This window comes from Dongshaea marina (genome assembly GCF_003072645.1).
GTDB classification, from domain to species: domain Bacteria; phylum Pseudomonadota; class Gammaproteobacteria; order Enterobacterales; family Aeromonadaceae; genus Dongshaea; species Dongshaea marina.
Window position 1 is genome coordinate 4872575 of record NZ_CP028897.1, and the last position, 15825, is coordinate 4888399.

Annotated in this window: 14 protein-coding genes; 13 read left to right on the forward strand and 1 reads right to left on the reverse strand. The window is 52.6% G+C overall.

Annotated features, from left to right (window positions below; genetic code table 11):
• Window positions 1-184: 184 nt before the first annotated feature.
• The 6 genes from DB847_RS22855 to DB847_RS22880 all read left to right on the forward strand — a co-directional run bounded on the left by DB847_RS22855 (window position 185) and on the right by DB847_RS22880 (window position 7302).
• Complete coding sequence (locus DB847_RS22855) at window positions 185-1678, forward strand: mannitol dehydrogenase family protein (RefSeq protein ID WP_108652733.1); 1494 nt, start codon at window positions 185-187, stop codon at window positions 1676-1678.
• Entirely contained in the window at window positions 1675-3096 is a 1422-nt protein-coding gene (uxaC, locus tag DB847_RS22860; RefSeq protein ID WP_108652734.1) for a glucuronate isomerase, read from the forward strand. The genes DB847_RS22855 and uxaC overlap by 4 nt, the downstream gene beginning before the upstream one ends.
• The gene (locus DB847_RS22865; protein WP_108652735.1) at window positions 3093-4025 is read left to right on the forward strand and encodes a sugar kinase; all 933 of its coding nucleotides are present in this window, start codon (window positions 3093-3095) and stop codon (window positions 4023-4025) included. The genes uxaC and DB847_RS22865 overlap by 4 nt, the downstream gene beginning before the upstream one ends.
• 10 nt (window positions 4026-4035) lie before the next feature.
• Entirely contained in the window at window positions 4036-4665 is a 630-nt protein-coding gene (locus DB847_RS22870; RefSeq protein ID WP_108652736.1) for a bifunctional 4-hydroxy-2-oxoglutarate aldolase/2-dehydro-3-deoxy-phosphogluconate aldolase, read from the forward strand.
• Between the two features lie 17 nt (window positions 4666-4682).
• Window positions 4683-6170: a UxaA family hydrolase gene (locus DB847_RS22875; RefSeq protein ID WP_108652737.1), complete on the forward strand. Its 1488-nt coding sequence runs from the start codon at window positions 4683-4685 to the stop codon at window positions 6168-6170.
• A gap of 352 nt (window positions 6171-6522) precedes the next feature.
• The gene (locus DB847_RS22880) at window positions 6523-7302 is read left to right on the forward strand and encodes a substrate-binding periplasmic protein (RefSeq protein ID WP_108652738.1); all 780 of its coding nucleotides are present in this window, start codon (window positions 6523-6525) and stop codon (window positions 7300-7302) included.
• Here the strand turns inward: DB847_RS22880 and DB847_RS22885 are convergent.
• On the reverse strand, window positions 7280-8011 hold the full coding sequence (locus DB847_RS22885; RefSeq protein ID WP_108652739.1) for a DUF481 domain-containing protein: 732 nt from the start codon (window positions 8009-8011) through the stop codon (window positions 7280-7282). The genes DB847_RS22880 and DB847_RS22885 overlap by 23 nt on opposite strands.
• Before the next feature lie 459 nt (window positions 8012-8470).
• On the opposite strand from DB847_RS22885, the gene DB847_RS22890 reads away from it, so the two are divergent.
• From DB847_RS22890 to DB847_RS22920, 7 genes are all read left to right on the forward strand, one after another.
• The gene (locus tag DB847_RS22890; RefSeq protein ID WP_108652740.1) at window positions 8471-8770 is read left to right on the forward strand and encodes a GIY-YIG nuclease family protein; all 300 of its coding nucleotides are present in this window, start codon (window positions 8471-8473) and stop codon (window positions 8768-8770) included.
• A 157-nt stretch (window positions 8771-8927) separates the two neighbouring features.
• Window positions 8928-9236 (forward strand): PTS sugar transporter subunit IIB, encoded by a 309-nt coding sequence (locus tag DB847_RS22895; RefSeq protein WP_108652741.1) that lies wholly within the window; start codon window positions 8928-8930, stop codon window positions 9234-9236.
• A gap of 9 nt (window positions 9237-9245) precedes the next feature.
• Window positions 9246-10538 carry a PTS sugar transporter subunit IIC gene (locus DB847_RS22900; RefSeq protein WP_108652742.1) on the forward strand — a complete coding sequence of 431 codons (1293 nt, stop codon included), beginning with the start codon at window positions 9246-9248 and terminating at the stop codon, window positions 10536-10538.
• 2 nt (window positions 10539-10540) lie between these two features.
• Complete coding sequence (locus tag DB847_RS22905; protein WP_108652743.1) at window positions 10541-10897, forward strand: PTS lactose/cellobiose transporter subunit IIA; 357 nt, start codon at window positions 10541-10543, stop codon at window positions 10895-10897.
• Window positions 10878-12296, forward strand: a complete 1419-nt coding sequence (locus tag DB847_RS22910) for a GH1 family beta-glucosidase (protein WP_108652744.1) — start codon at window positions 10878-10880, stop codon at window positions 12294-12296. Before DB847_RS22905 ends, DB847_RS22910 begins: the two co-directional genes overlap by 20 nt.
• Before the next feature lie 36 nt (window positions 12297-12332).
• On the forward strand, window positions 12333-13349 hold the full coding sequence (locus DB847_RS22915; RefSeq protein WP_108652745.1) for a LacI family DNA-binding transcriptional regulator: 1017 nt from the start codon (window positions 12333-12335) through the stop codon (window positions 13347-13349).
• A gap of 418 nt (window positions 13350-13767) precedes the next feature.
• A complete protein-coding gene (locus DB847_RS22920; RefSeq protein WP_108652746.1) occupies window positions 13768-15816 on the forward strand; it encodes a glycosyl hydrolase family 28-related protein in 2049 nt (682 codons plus the stop codon).
• Window positions 15817-15825 lie beyond the last annotated feature (9 nt).

Sequence of the window (15825 nt, forward strand, 5' to 3'; positions counted from 1 at the left end):
ACAGTTTTGGTGCACCTATATTCCGGTTATGCGTACTAAACTTCCAGTATTGATACTGCTGTTATGGGATCCGACTCACAATAAAAGGATTGAATGATTGTTTTAGTGACAAAGATCACATCAAATATGCGAGTAAACGTATGATTTCAGCAAAACATCAAATTGGCATACCAATAGGTGATTCATGACCCAGAATTTATCGACCACTGCTTTGCCTGAAGAGGTTCAGCAAGGACACTACTCCCGAGACAAGTTACGCCCCCGCATCGTGCACCTGGGATTTGGGGCCTTTCATCGCGCTCATCAGGCCCTGGTATTGGATCGCCTGCTGGAATCGGAGCAGGAGTGTGACTGGGGGTACTGCGAAGTGAACCTGTTTGGAGGCGAGCAGCTGATCCGGGATCTCCGGGCTCAGGATCACAGATACAGCGTGATGGAAATGGGGGCAGAGCAGAACACGACCCGTATCATAGGTAGTGTCTGTGCTTCACTTCACCCGGCTCTTGATGGCAGCGAGGCCATCCTGGAGCAGCTGGCCAGTGCGCAAACAGCGATCGTCTCTATGACTATCACCGAAAAGGGCTACTGCCTGAGCAGCGAGACTCACAAGCTTGATACAGCTAACCCCCTGATCGTGAGCGATCTGGAGCATCCGGGCTCTCCTCAATCCGCAGTCGGATACATAGTTGAATCGCTGCGGCGCCGACGGGAGCGCGCCCTCGGGGGCTTCACCCTGATGTCCTGTGATAATCTTCCGCAAAATGGAGTTCTGACCCGGCAGATGGTGCTCGACTACGCGGCTAAACTCGATACCAAGCTGGCGGGCTGGATTGACAAAGAGGTCAGCTTTCCCTCAACCATGGTGGATCGCATAGTGCCGGCCATCACAGAGGAATCCCTTGAACGCCTCACAGAAGCCCTGGGGGTCAATGATCCATGCGGGATCGCCTGCGAGCCCTTCCTGCAGTGGGTGATTGAAGATCGGTTTGTCGCGGGTCGACCTCAATGGGAGAAGGCGGGAGCTCAACTGGTTGAGAATGTTCTTCCCTTTGAGGAGATGAAACTTCGGATGCTCAATGGCAGCCACTCTTTTCTCGCTTATCTTGGCTACCTTGGTGGCTATCAGACGATTGCTGAAACCATGACGGATAGCAGCTATAAAGATGCGGCCTACCACTTGATGCTCAATGAACAGGCCCCCACCCTGACCCTGCCAGAGGGAGTCAGCTCCCGGGATTATGCCGATCGGCTGATCGAACGCTACTCTAATCCGGCGCTCAAGCACAGAACCTGGCAGATCGCGATGGATGGGAGCCAGAAACTGCCACAACGAATGCTGGAGAGTGTGCAGTGTCATCTTGAACGGGGCACAGAGTATCCCTGTCTGGCCTTAGGGATCGCGGGCTGGATGTTTTATGTCAGCGGCAGGGATGAGCTGGGCCAGCCGATAGATGTTCGCGATCCTCTCGCGGCTGAGCTCAAAACGATCTGCGATCGCTGTGGCCGCGACGCCATAGTTGTCCGGGAGCTTGTCAAACTCTCGGGAGTATTCCCAGCCACCCTTGCCAGTAATGCTGAGTTTATCCAAGCCATAACTGAGAGTTACCAGCAGCTCCTTGAGCGGGGGGCTCGCGGCGCTATCGCACAGCTCATCTCACATAAGGAGGGAGCATTATGAGACAGTTCATGGATGATGACTTCCTGCTGATGAGTGATACCGCGCGCCAGCTCTACCATGAGCACGCCAAGCCGCAACCGATCTACGACTATCACTGCCACCTGAACCCACAGCTGATCGCTGAAGATCACCAATTCAGTAACCTGGGGGAGATCTGGCTGGCTGGAGATCATTACAAGTGGCGGGCAATGCGCAGTGCCGGGATAGACGAGCAGCTGATCACAGGAAATAGCAGTGATAAGGCCAAGTATGATGCCTGGGCCAGGACGGTGCCTCAATGTATCGGCAACCCTCTCTACCACTGGACCCACCTTGAACTGAAGCGGCCTTTTGGGATCCGCGATACCCTGTTTGGCCCTCAGACTGCGGATCTCATCTGGCAACAATGCAACGAGATGCTGCAAACTCCCGAGTTCAGTGCACGGGGCATTATCAGCCAGATGAATGTTCGAATGATAGGAACGACAGATGATCCCATAGATTCTTTGCAGTATCACCGCATGATTGCCGATGATAACAGCATAGATGTCGATGTCGCACCCAGCTGGCGTCCGGATCGAGCCTTCAAGATCGAACAGGATGGCTTCAGCGATTACCTCAGGAGCCTGGGAGAGGTTTGTGATCTTGAGATCACAGATTTTGAATCCCTGACCCGGGCACTATCCAAACGCCTGGCCCATTTTGCACAACATGGCTGCCGCAGCGCCGATCACGGTATCGATCGGCTCAGGTTTGCTCAATGTGAAGATGAGAAGGTGCTCAACCGGATTATTCAAAAACGCCTGGGCGGAGAGACACTCTGTGAACTGGAGATCGCCCAATACAGTACTGCGGTACTGATCTGGCTGGGGCGTGAGTACCATAGGCTGGGCTGGGTGATGCAGCTACACCTGGGAGCACTGCGTAACAATAACAGTCGTATGCATCAAAAACTGGGACCGGACTGCGGATTCGATTCGATCAATGACAGAGCCATAGCCGAGCCCCTGTCGGCCCTGCTCAATACGATCGATTACGATGATAAGCTCCCTAAGACCATCCTCTACTGTCTCAATCCCAGGGATAATGAGGTATTAGCCACCATGATAGGAAATTTCCAGGGAGGCGGGATCCCGGGCAAGATTCAGTTTGGCTCGGGCTGGTGGTTCAACGATCAAAAAGATGGCATGGAGCGCCAGATGGAGCAGCTGGCACAACTCGGATTACTCAGCCGCTTTGTTGGCATGTTGACCGACTCCAGAAGCTTTCTCTCCTATACCCGTCACGAGTATTTCCGCCGGATCCTGTGTAACAAGTTAGGAAACTGGGTTGAGCAGGGAGAAGCCCCCAATGATCTAACCCTGCTTGGCAAGATGGTTGAAGATATAAGCTACAACAATGCCCTTAACTATTTTCGCCTGCCGGGAGAGACTCGATGACCCGGGTATCCCTGATGGGTGAATGCATGATTGAGCTTAATGGCACCCCATTCGCTGCCATGAATCAGACTTTTGGCGGAGATAGCTTCAATACGGCTCTATATCTGAGCAGACTGGCTCCCGATCTTGAGGTTGAGTACGTTACCGCCCTGGGAGAGGATGCGATCAGTGACGGAATGATTGAGCGCTGGCAGACAGAAGGGATCGATACCCGGAGTGTGCTGCGCGATCCACAACATCAACCCGGACTGTACCTGATTGAACTGGACCCTCAGGGGGAGCGCACCTTTCTCTACTGGCGAAGCGATTCTGCGGCCCGCTACCTGCTGCGTCATCCTGAATACCCCAGGGTGAAACAATTCATGAAAAGCAGCGATATCCTGTATCTGAGTGGTATTTCTGTGGCAATCCTCCCCGAAGATGATCGCCAACAGTTGCTGGAGGATCTGGAGGAGCTGTCCCGTAGTGGGGTCAAGCTGGTGTTTGACAGCAACTACCGTCCAGCCCTGTGGCAAGACCCGGCTAAGGCTCGGGATTGCTACCAGAGGCTCCTCTCTATCTGCAGCCTGGCGCTGGTGACCGATGATGATGAACAGCTCCTGTGGGGTGATGATGACGCCCAACAGATCATCTCGCGAATACATCAACAGGGTTGCCCTCAGATCATTCTCAAGCAGGGAGCTCAGGGCTGCATCTATAGTCACCAATCAGAGCAACAACATATTCCCACCCTCGAGATCGCCAACCCGGTGGATACCACTGCCGCAGGTGACTCATTTAATGCCGGATTTTTAGCGGGCTGGGCCCATGGACTTTCCCCCGCTGAGTGCTGCAAAAAGGGGCACGCTCTGGCAAAAGAGGTGATTAATCAGCGAGGTGCAATTATTCCACCGGCTAAGATGCAGCACCTCTGCCCGACTCAAGATTAAAGGAAACAAGATGAAACAATTAACCGAACAGCTGGCTGAGCTCAAAGTGATCCCGGTGATCGCCGTTGAGAATGCACAAGATATTATCCCCCTCGGAAAAGCGCTGGCAGACAATGGCTTGCCCGCGGCCGAGATCACCTTTCGCTCCGAGGCCGCCGCTGAAGCGATCCGATTACTCAGGGAATCTCAGCCCCGGATGTTGATTGGTGCCGGAACTGTACTCACGCCACAGCAAGTCCAGGCAGCCAGGGATGCCGGTGCCAGCTTCATCGTGAGCCCAGGGTTTAACCCCACGACCGTCAGAGCCTGTCAGGAGCTGGGGATTGATATCATCCCGGGAGTAAACAACCCATCGGCGATCGAGGCAGCCCTGGAGATGGGACTGACAACGCTGAAATTCTTTCCCGCCGAAGCCTCGGGGGGGATCAAGATGATCCAGGCGTTGAGTGCTCCCTATACCCAGGTCCGCTTCATGCCGACAGGTGGGATCAAGGCTGAGAATATCCAGGACTACCTGGCTCTCCCCAATGTAGTCGCCTGTGGTGGCACCTGGATGGTAGATAAGAAGCTGATCCAGGCACAAGCCTGGGATGAGATCGGCCGGATGACTCGCGAAGCAGTGAGCCTTATCAACGGATAACAATCGGGAAGCTAGCCGTGGATCCATTCATTAAAATCCATCCAAAAGATAACCTTGTTGTCGCACTCACAGAGTTAGAGCCCGGAGAGACACTGCTGATCGAAAAGCACTCTGTGACGGTCAAACAGCCGCTGGCTCCGGGTTCCAAGTTCGCGATAAAGCAGATTGAGCCAGGCTCCCAGGTGATTAAATATGGCGAGCCGATCGGCCTGGCAACCCAGGCGATCGGGATAGGGGAGTGGATTCATACTCATAACCTGAAAACGGCCCTCACCGATACCCATGAGTATCACTATCAGCCAGAGTTTGCCTTTGAGCCAAGTCCTGTTGCAGGACGAGAGATCCAGGCCTATCTCAGGGACAATGGTGATATCGCGCTGCGCAATGAGCTGTGGGTGATCCCAACTGTGGCCTGTGTTAACGGGATCGCCCGCCAGATCATCGAGCGCTTCAAAAAGCAGCAGGCGCTCAACGCGATCGATGGTATTGAGCTGCTGGCTCACCCCTATGGCTGTTCGCAGCTTGGAGAGGATCACCAGAATACCCGCCGGATACTGACCAGCATGGCACATCATCCCCATGCCGGAGCAGTTCTGATCATCGGCCTTGGCTGTGAAAATAATCAGCTTAGCGAGCTCAAGCCTCTGCTCAGTGATATTGACCCCGGACGGATCCGCTATCTGGAGGCTCAGGAGATTGAAGATGAGCTGGAGGCGGGCTGCCAACTACTGACCGAACTGTTCGATAAGATGTCCCGGGATCGCCGCCAGACTGTTGCGGCCTCTCGACTTAAGATTGGCTTGGAGTGTGGTGGATCTGATGGTTTTTCCGGGATCACCGCCAACCCCCTGTTAGGGCTGCTCTCGGACTACCTGCTGACTCAGGGGGCCAGCGTGGTGCTGACCGAGGTTCCGGAGATGTTTGGCGCTGAGCACCTGCTGTTCAACCGCTGCCGCACTCCCGAGATTTTTCAGCAGGCGTTGGGCCTCATCGAAGATTTCAAGGACTACTATCGGGCCCACCAACAACCGATCTATGAGAACCCCTCGCCGGGCAATAAGAAGGGAGGGATCAGCACCCTGGAGGAGAAATCCCTGGGATGCACCCAGAAGGCGGGAGCCGGACTCATCGATGGGGTGCTCAGATATGGCGAGCGACTCCAACGCCCGGGCCTGCACCTTCTCGAAGCCCCGGGCAATGATGCGGTCGCTACCAGCGCCCTGATTGCTGCAGGCTGTCACCTGGTTCTGTTTACCACAGGAAGGGGCACCCCCTATGGTGGCTTTGCCCCGACCCTGAAAATATCCAGTAACAGTGCCATAGCTCACAAAAAGCCCCACTGGATCGATCTGGATGCCGGGGTGATGCTCGATGGAACCAAGCCGGAACAGCTCCTTGAGTCCCTGCTGGATCTATTGTGTGAAACAGCCTCAGGCAAGCTATGTTGCAACGAGAGAAACCAGTTTAAAGAGCTTGCCATCTTCAAGTCCGGAGTCACCCTTTAACTAAGCTCTGTTGACGTTTCAATTTTGAACCTGTTGCCCCTGAAAATGCTCTGTTCGTGACGCGAATTATGCGGTTTAGTTGCTCTAAATAAGTGATGAGCAACAATGAACAGGGCTTTTTCAGGCGCAACCCGAAGGGCAGTGGTCATTTTTCCACCCAACTACGTTATCAGATGCTCATGTAGAACAACTACACCACACATCTTCTGCCTTGCTGGATGAAAAAATTGCCAACTGCAGAACCAAATCTGAAACGTCAACAGAGCCTAAAGCTCTCTCCTGATAGGGCCAGAAGCAGGAGATCTCACCAACTCCTATACTTTTATCAGGATCGCTTTATCGGGACTAGCTCATGAGAGCAACCCTGGCTGCACTGTTGATTCTGATATTCTCTGTGCCTCTGGCTGCAACTCAGCAGATCAGGGTGGTCTCGGAGCAGTGGGAAGATTTTGTTGAGACCGGAGGGTATGGCTATTACATGGATACCCTTCGCCGAATCTATCCGGAAGAACAGTATCAACTCACTCTCAGGATCATGCCTTATCTGCGTGCCATCGATATGGTGGCGCAGCAGCAGGCAGACATAGTTCTGGGGCTTTCCGATGGTGATGAGCCTCCGGAGGTGCTCCTCAGCCACTATCCGGTCGAGGAGGAGCGCTTTGATCTCGTGCTCTCACCCAAGTTTGCCCCTCACTGGCAGGGACTGGAATCTCTTAAGGGTAAAAGAGTCATGGCTAAGGTTGGCTATGATATGGACACTTACCTGGATTTTAAGGCCGACTATCGTGAGAGCAATGATATTCCCAAAATGATCGCCCTGCTCAAGCGCAACCGGGTGGATGCTGTGTTTGGTTATGTCTCAGACTTCAACCGCCTGCCAGAATTCGAGCTGGGGCCAAAGCTGGAGGTTAAAGAGGATGTGCTTAAGGAGAAGACCTTCTTTGGGTTTAGCTCCACCCCCAAAGGGACGGAGCTACGTGAGCTGTTTGATCAAAGGCTCAAACAGCTGATCCTATCCGGTGATCTCAAGAGCATCATGGAAGACAATATCGAGGATAGCTTCGAGTATCCAAGCTACGAGGAGTACCCGGAACTCAACCCAAGTGAGCCTAAAAACCATAGCTCAGATTGATCGAGTTAAATACCTCGTCGTTGCTCTGCCCCTCCGGCACCCGATCGGTGTAGATATACTGGGTACTCAAGACCAGCGCCAGGTTGCCTATCAGGGTGTTTTTGAGATTAAACTCGGCGGTCGATACGGTATTTTTCTCACCCGCATCCGTCATCAGGTTTGCTCCGATCTCCAGGGTGTCACTAAATTTATGATCCCCCTTGAGACCGGCGTGCCCTATCATCTCACTCTCACGCTCCCCCGAGCTGCCATCGCTGGCTTTTTGCTCCTCAGAGAATCGGTAACCCGGGCCTATATCAAAAGTAAGGCTACTGGCATCCGTCTTGACGATTCGAACGCCATAGCCTGCTGAGCCCGTCACTTTCTGGCGAAATGCACCATAGAGATCGTGATCATACTGAAGCCTGCCAAACAGGTATTGGCGCTCGGTCAGGTTGTAATTGTTGACGTTAGTCAACGTGTACTTGTTGGTACTGCTGTCACCGGAAGACTTGGTATAGAAGGTTTGAAAATCCAGGTTACTCCCCACCTCCTCGCCCTGGTAGCCAAACTTTAAGCGGGTATTAAGGGAGGTGGAGGTGGAATCACTCTTGGAGTAGAAATAACCCAACTGGGCGCTCCCCGAATAGGGAGAGTCTTTAGCTTTCTCTGCCGCTTGTACGCAGCTTGCTACAGCCATTAATGGCAATAGAATCATCAGGGACTTCATAGATAGATCTCACTTGTCTCTCTCCCCATTCCGGGGCTTGCATCGTTGATCCGAAGTCCGACTATAGCCGAGAGAAACGTCAACCAATGACCTGTCATATTTGCACAAAACCATCGATTTTACGCTTACTACGAAAGATAAACTGCTCAGAACCTGTCTCTATAAGTATCCCTCTTTTCGGTAGAGCCAATCATGTGCAGCACTCCTAAGGGGCATTCTCAGATTCGGCGAACAAACCCGGACAGCTCCAGCCTTTTCTCAAAGATGACACCCGACTCCAGGATCCGCTTTGCCGAGCTAGCCAACGCCGCCGATGAAAGACGCAGGCATAGAGCCAACCACGCCTCTCTCTCCCATCTGGAAGCCAAAACCAGGTCCGGTACTCGCCTAAGCTTGTGGCTGAAAAAAATTATCGATTGGCTAAAATAGCCGGAAACATCACCATCCGGCTTCCTAAATATGTGGTTCCTATATCTCGTCCGCTGTGCCAATAACACCCTCTATACAGGGATCACCACAGATGTAGAGCGGCGCTTTGCCGAGCACCAGGCTCAGGGAGGACGCTGCGCTAAATACCTCAGGGGAAAACAGCCCCTCACCCTGGCGTTTCATACCCGGATAGGCAGCAAGAGTGCAGCCCTCAAGGCAGAGTTCAGACTCAAGGCGCTCAGCAAGCGGCAAAAAGAGGCCCTGCTCCGCTCCCCCGAGAAACTGATTGAGTTTCTGGCTCTCTCCCCTCAGGCAAACCCCCTTTTGTGATCTCAATCCCAGTTAACGGAAAATAATGTAACCGGTTACAGCAACCGGTTACATTTACCCTAAAACCTCCCTATACTCCTTAAAAAGCGAGCACCGGAGTAGTTGGTGCTTTCATCGAAACGCAAGTCGGTCACAGTAGAGCAAGGATGGAACACAGATGAACAAAATATTTCTTTGTTGCGCCGCGGGTATGTCCACCAGCATGGTTGTCGATAAGATGAAAACCGCTGCGAAGGAGAAAAATATCGAGGTCGATATCATCGCCGTGGGTTTAGAGGAGTTCGATGCCACCCTGCCCGACTATGATCTCTGCCTGCTGGGTCCGCAGGTTCGCTACAAGCATCAGGATTTTGCGACCCGGGCGGCGGCGTATAACAAACAGGTAAAAGTCATTAACGCCATGGATTACGGAATGATGAATGGCGAAAAAATTCTTGGGGATGCACTCAAGGCTCTTATCGATTAGGGAGGCGATATGTCAGCTTTTACCGACTCTGCCTTCAGCTTTATTGAGCAGAAAATCACTCCCATTGCCGGAGCCGCGGCATCCCATAAGCATATCATGGCGATCCGCGATGGCTTTATCTCGGCCATGCCCTTTATGATCGTTGGCTCTTTCCTGCTGGTGTTTGCCTTTCCGCCCTTTTCGGCAGAGAGTCAGTGGGGCTTTGCCCGCTGGTGGCTCTCTGCTGCCCACCAGTATCAGGATGAGATCCTCACTCCCTTTCATATGACCATGGGGATCATGTCCCTGTATATCACGGCAGCGATCGCCTACAACCTAGCCCAAAGCTATAAACTTGAGCCCTTCATGCCAGCCATGCTATCCCTGATGGCTTTTCTGCTGATCGCATCCCCGATGAAAGAGGGGGTGCTCTCGGCAGCCTACATGGGAGGAACGGGGATCTTCTGCGCGCTGCTGATCAGTATCTACTGCACCGAGCTGATCCGATTTTTAAAAATCAAAGAGATAGGGATCAGGCTACCGCAGCAGGTTCCGGCCAAGATCAAGCAATCCTTTGATCTGCTGCTACCGATTCTGATCGTGGTGGTCACCCTTTATCCGCTGAACCTGCTGCTCCAGCACAGCCTGGGAATGGGGATGCCAGCGCTTATCATGACGCTGTTTCAGCCCCTGGTGTCTGCCGCAGACTCTTTGCCAGCGATCCTGCTGGCCGTGGCCCTGGCACACATCCTGTGGTTTGCGGGGATCCATGGAGCCGTCATTGTCAGCGGTATGCTGCAGGCGTTCTGGCTGACCAATCTGGCTGCCAACCAGGCAGCACTGGCGGCCGGGGCCCCTCCTCCTCACATCTTTATGGAGGCATTCTGGACCTTCTTTATCGTCATCGGTGGCTCAGGCGCTACCCTGGGACTGGTGTTGCTGTTTATCCGTAGCCGCTCGGCTCACCTGAGGGCCATCGGCAGGCTCAGCGTGATCCCTTCTGTATTTAACATCAATGAACCTGTGATCTTTGGGACGCCAATCGTGATGAACCCGACCTTTTTCATCCCTTTTGTCGGCGCCCCTCTGGTCAATGGCACCCTCGCCTACTTCGCGGTCAAGATGGGACTGGTGGGTCATATCGTCTCTGTGGTGCCCTGGACAGCCCCGGCTCCTATTGGTGCGGCCTGGGGAGTCGGTTGGGGGGGCACTGCAGTGCTACTGGTCGCTGTGCTGCTCGCACTCTCGACCCTGATCTATTACCCATTTTTTAAAGTCTATGAAAAACAGCTGCTCGAACAGGAAAGAGCGCAGGAGGCCTGAGTATGCAAATCGAAGAAGAGCTGGAGCAGACGGTGATGGAGCTCATCATCAATGCCGGCGAGGCAAAATCCTGTGCCATGCAGGCACTTGGAGCAGCAAAACAGGGTGACTGGAGCCAGGTCGATGAACTACTGACTCAATCCACAGTCGCCAGCAAGCGAGCTCACGGGGTCCAGACCGAGCTTATTGGCATGGATCAGGGACAGGGAAAGATCCCGGTCAATATGATTCTAATCCATGCCCAGGATCACATCATGACCTCCATGCTCGCCCGGGAGCTGATTGATGAGCTGATCATCCTTTACCGAAAACTTGAAACAACCAACCACAGGATCACAGATGCAGCCATTTCCGAATAATTTTCTCTGGGGGGCTGCCACCGCAGCCTACCAGGTTGAAGGGGCTCACGATGTCGATGGCAAGGGCCCCTCTATCTGGGATATCTACTCCCACCAGCCTGGGACCACCTACCAGGGGACCAATGGCGATGTCGCGGCCGATCACTATCACAGGATGGAAGAGGATGTCGCACTGATGGCTGAGCTGGGAATGAGCAGCTACCGCTTCTCGATCGCCTGGGCCCGCATCTTTCCCGAGGGACGAGGCAAGGTGAATGCTGCAGGCGTCGACTTTTATAACCGGCTCATCGATACCTTGCTCAGCTATAATATCCAGCCGATGATCACCCTCTACCACTGGGATCTGCCACAGAGGCTACAGGATGAGGGGGGCTGGGAGTCCCGCGCCACGGCAGAAGCCTTTGCCGAATATGCGATGACCTGTTTTCTGGCGTTTAGCGACAGGGTTTCTTTGTGGTCTACCTTCAATGAAACCGTGGTCTTTATTGGCCATGGCTATATCACAGGACTTCATCCTCCCGGTGTTAACAGCCCGGCGCGAGCCCTCCAGGCCTGCCACCATGTGTTTGTGGCCCATGCAAAAGCGGTGGCAGCATTTCGTCAGATGCAGTGCGATGGCAACATCCGAGGCAAGGGGATGATTGGCTTCGTTAATGTGCTGCAGCCCCATACCCCGGCTTCGACAATGAGTGAGGACCAGAAGGCTACCCGGATTGCCGATGGTATCTACACTCATTGGCTCTACGATCCTGTGTTAAAGGGTGAGTATCCCAAAGAGTTACTGGAGATAGCCCAGTTAACCCTGGGGGCCCCGGAGTTTGTGAAGGGAGATGAGAAGCTTCTCAAAGAGAATATCTGTGATTTTATCGGTCTTAACTACTACAAGCGGGAGATGGTCGCTGCCAACCCTCAGCAAAGCACCTTTGAGATGAACACCTCGGGCCAAAGCAATTCGGCGGGAGAATTTGGCTTTAAGGATCTGTTCAAGTTTGTGCGTAATCCCGAGGGAGAGTACACGGATTGGGATTGGGAGATCTATCCACAGGGACTGACCGAAGGGATCATGCAGATCAAAGCACGCTATGGGGATATCCCTATCTACATCACAGAGAATGGCCTGGGCTATAAAGACCCCATCATTGATGGCAAAATCATCGATGATGCGCGCATCGACTATCTCAGTCGCCACCTGCAGGCCATCGCAGACGCGATAGCCCAGGGCGCCGATGTTCGGGGTTTCTACCCCTGGTCATTTATCGATCTGCTCAGCTGGCTCAACGGCTACCAGAAGCAGTACGGCTTTGTATATATTGATCGCCACGACTATCTAAAACGCAAAAAGAAGAAAAGCTTTGATTGGTACCAGAGAGTCATCCAATCTAACGGCACAATACTCTAAATCAGCCCAGCTTACAGCCGGCACTTGATGAGAACAATGGCAACAATAAACGATATCAGTAAATTAGTGGGTGTCTCCAAGGCAACCGTCTCCAGAGCCATCAATGGCACCGGGCAGGTCAAGGAGTCTACCCGCAACGCAATCTTTGAGGCGATGGCTGAGCTTGGATTCAGACCCAACACCCTGGCCAGGGCCCTGGCAACCAATAGCTCCAATAGCATCGGTCTGGTGCTATCTGATTTTGATGGCAGCTATTTCGGGGCTCTTCTCAAACAGGCAGCCAAGGCCACCGGAGATGCCGGAAAACAGCTGATTGTCACCGATGGGCATAACGATGTTCAAAGAGAGATTGAGGCGATTCACTCCCTGGTGGCACGCCGCTGTGATGCCATTATCCTCTATAGCCGCTCGATGACGGTTCAGGATTTTTGCGATCTCAAGCAGGAAGTCCCGGTGCCGATCGTTGTGATCAATCGCCAGCTCCCGGCAGAGGCGGGTCATAGCGTCTGCTTTGATCAGCGGGATGCTGCCTACCAGGCTGTGTCTGAGCTACTCGAGCATGGACATCACCAGATCGCCTGTATCAGCTGCCCTCTTGAAACAACCACGGGTCAGTTGCGCTTAGAGGGGTACCAGGAAGCGTTGCAGGATAAGGCGATGACGGCAAATCCTCAGTTGATGGTGGAGGGTCATTACAGTCCGGACAGTGGCTATCAGGCTTGCCAGGAGCTGCTCTCTCGTGGGAAGGGATTTTCGGCCCTGTTTGCCTGCAGTGATGATATGGCCATAGGGGCGATTCGAGCCCTCAATGAGGCGGGATTAGGGGTTCCACAGGATGTTTCCGTAATAGGGATAGATAATGTGCCGCTCAGTGGTTTTGTTACACCTCCGCTATCAACCATTAATATTCCGGTCTATGAGATCACGGACAGCGCAATGAAGATTGCGCTGCAGCTCGCCGACGGCCAGCAGGTTGAAGCTGGCAGCCGAATGTTTTGTGGAGAGCTAATTAAACGGGAGTCGATAATACAAGCTACTGATTCTGAAGATTAGCCACGAAATAACTGTTCCAAATAGTAGATCACTTGGGGCAGCTGTTGAATTGTGAATGAGCAGACCCTCTGCGTCAGGGGTGAAATGGTTTTAAGCCATTGAACGAGAGGTATGGATGCCGAACTGGGAAAGGCTATCAGGGATGATAGCCGATGTGGTGGAGCTTCCATGGATGGATTCATAGCGTGTCTGCTAGCACACATCAACAGATGTAGCAGTAATAGGATCAGCTATTTAGATACTTAAAAATTACAGCCCTCTTTTAAAATGCTGCCTTTGGCGGCAGGAGCTTGCTGTATCCAAAAACTTAGATTCCGGGGAGGAATAAATAACCCAGCTGAATATCCCTATCGCAATTAAATATCAATCTGGCTTTTGAATGTCGTTTATTTTCATTTGGATCAAAGGAGGATCAACTGTGAAATATCGTCTGAAAAAATCATCTCTTATCTTTTCAGGAATCATTGCCGGCCTGGCAGCAACAGCGGCGCAGGCGCAGCTGGTCGATGGTTCTGAATTTGCCTCACTACTAAAGTCACCCAATAAGTGTATCAATGGCACTTGCCCTGCCGGTGCATACTTTGTCAAAAGTAGTGATGGTGCTGATGTTCTCAATAAACTGGGAACCAAGATCGGCGGCCCTCAGGATGGCTCACGTCCAGGGTTAACCAGTCAATGGTCTGATAAGCGTTATGCCATTTTGATTGAGGGCTCATCTGCACCATATACCATGGCAAAACCCTTTAAGATTGGCTACTACACCCAGATTCTGGGCGTCGGAACCAGCAAGAATAGCACCACGGTCGCTCCGGGAATCAACGTCCTAAATGAGTGCGATACCACTGCATATACCAAGTCATGCAAAACCGTAGGTGCACTCAATAACTTCTGGCGAGGAATGGAAAATCTCACCATAGATTCAAGCAACCTGAAAAATCCTGATGGCATAACTCCAGCCGGAACTCTACGCTTTGCAGTATCACAAGCTTCACCCATCCGTAATGTCGACTTCAAAGGCAAAGATCTGCTGATGTGTGATTGGAATGTTGGCCAGATTAATGAGAATCCAGATCATAGCTGGCCCTGTGGCTTTGCCAGCGGTGGATTTATGGCAAACAGCCATATAGATAAAGAGCTACAGACAGGATCTCAACAACAATTCTATGTTACAGATACCAGCTTTAGTAATTGGAAAGCCGGGAACTGGAATATGGTCTCCCACAATAACCAGGGACCTCTAACCATAGCTGGTGAAGATGGCTCCACCCAAAATAGCTGGGGTGATTTCCCATTCACCGACATCAAAGATACCCTGACCATTCCCGACAAACCACGACTGGTTTACACCCAGGGCGACTGGAGAGTCGATCGGGGTGATGGCAGCACATCATTGTCGGTGAAAGACTCCTTCGTGGTCATCTCCCCACAGAGTTCAACCACAGAGCAAAATACCCAGGTTGATGCCCAAAAGGTTAGCTCTGAACTTAGCCAGGGCAAGAGCCTCATCGTTATGCCCGGTGTTTATGATATCAATGGCACCATCAAGGTTCCGGCCAATACCACTGTGCTTGGTATCGGAGTACCCTCCCTGGTGTGTAACAGTGGTCAGTGTATTGATGTTGAGGGGGAACAAGGCGTTCGCCTGGCTGGCATCACCCTGGAGGCTGGTACAGCACGCCCTTCGAGCGATCCTGTGAATACCCTGCTCAAAGTGGGTGGGGACACCCTCAATAGCAATGATAACAGTATGAACCCGGACGTACTGCAAGATGTTTACTGTCGAATAGCCAGAACGACGACGGCCATGACAGGAAACCCGGCAGCCAATAGCTGTGTCACAGTCAATGCCAACAACACCATAGGGCAGAATCTGTGGCTATGGCGTGCTGACCATGATGCCCAGAGCGGCACCAGTGCGGATCCCGAAAATAACCTGGTGGGCTGGGATACAGATCAGGCGGAGTATGGTCTGATTGTTAATGGTAAAGATGTGGTGATGAATGGCCTGGCGGTCGAGCACTTCCAAAACTATCAGACGGTGTGGAACGGCCAGGGCGGGCAAATCAACTTTTACCAATCTGAGATGCCCTATCTAATGCCGATCAATGGTGGTAGTAGTGCTCAGGTGAAATGCTCACTGCCGGGCCAAGCCAGCTCAGTCACCAAGCAGGTGTGCCCATCATTGATTGTTACCGATAAGGCGAGCGGTTTTGTGGGTAAGGGGCTTGGTGTCTACAGCTACTTCCCCAATGCTCAGGGGCAAACAACCATCCATGCGCCAACCGCCATCGAGGTCAAAGCGACAGGAGGGGTCAGCATTGAGCATGTAATGACCCGCTGGTTAAATGGCGATAAGCAAAGTGGTATCGATAGCATACTGACCGATGCCAGTGGGAATACGTATCCAGTAAACAGCGCGGTCAATGGAACAACCCTGGGCTATGCCCTGAATTCATTCAGTAGCTAAGCTTTGATT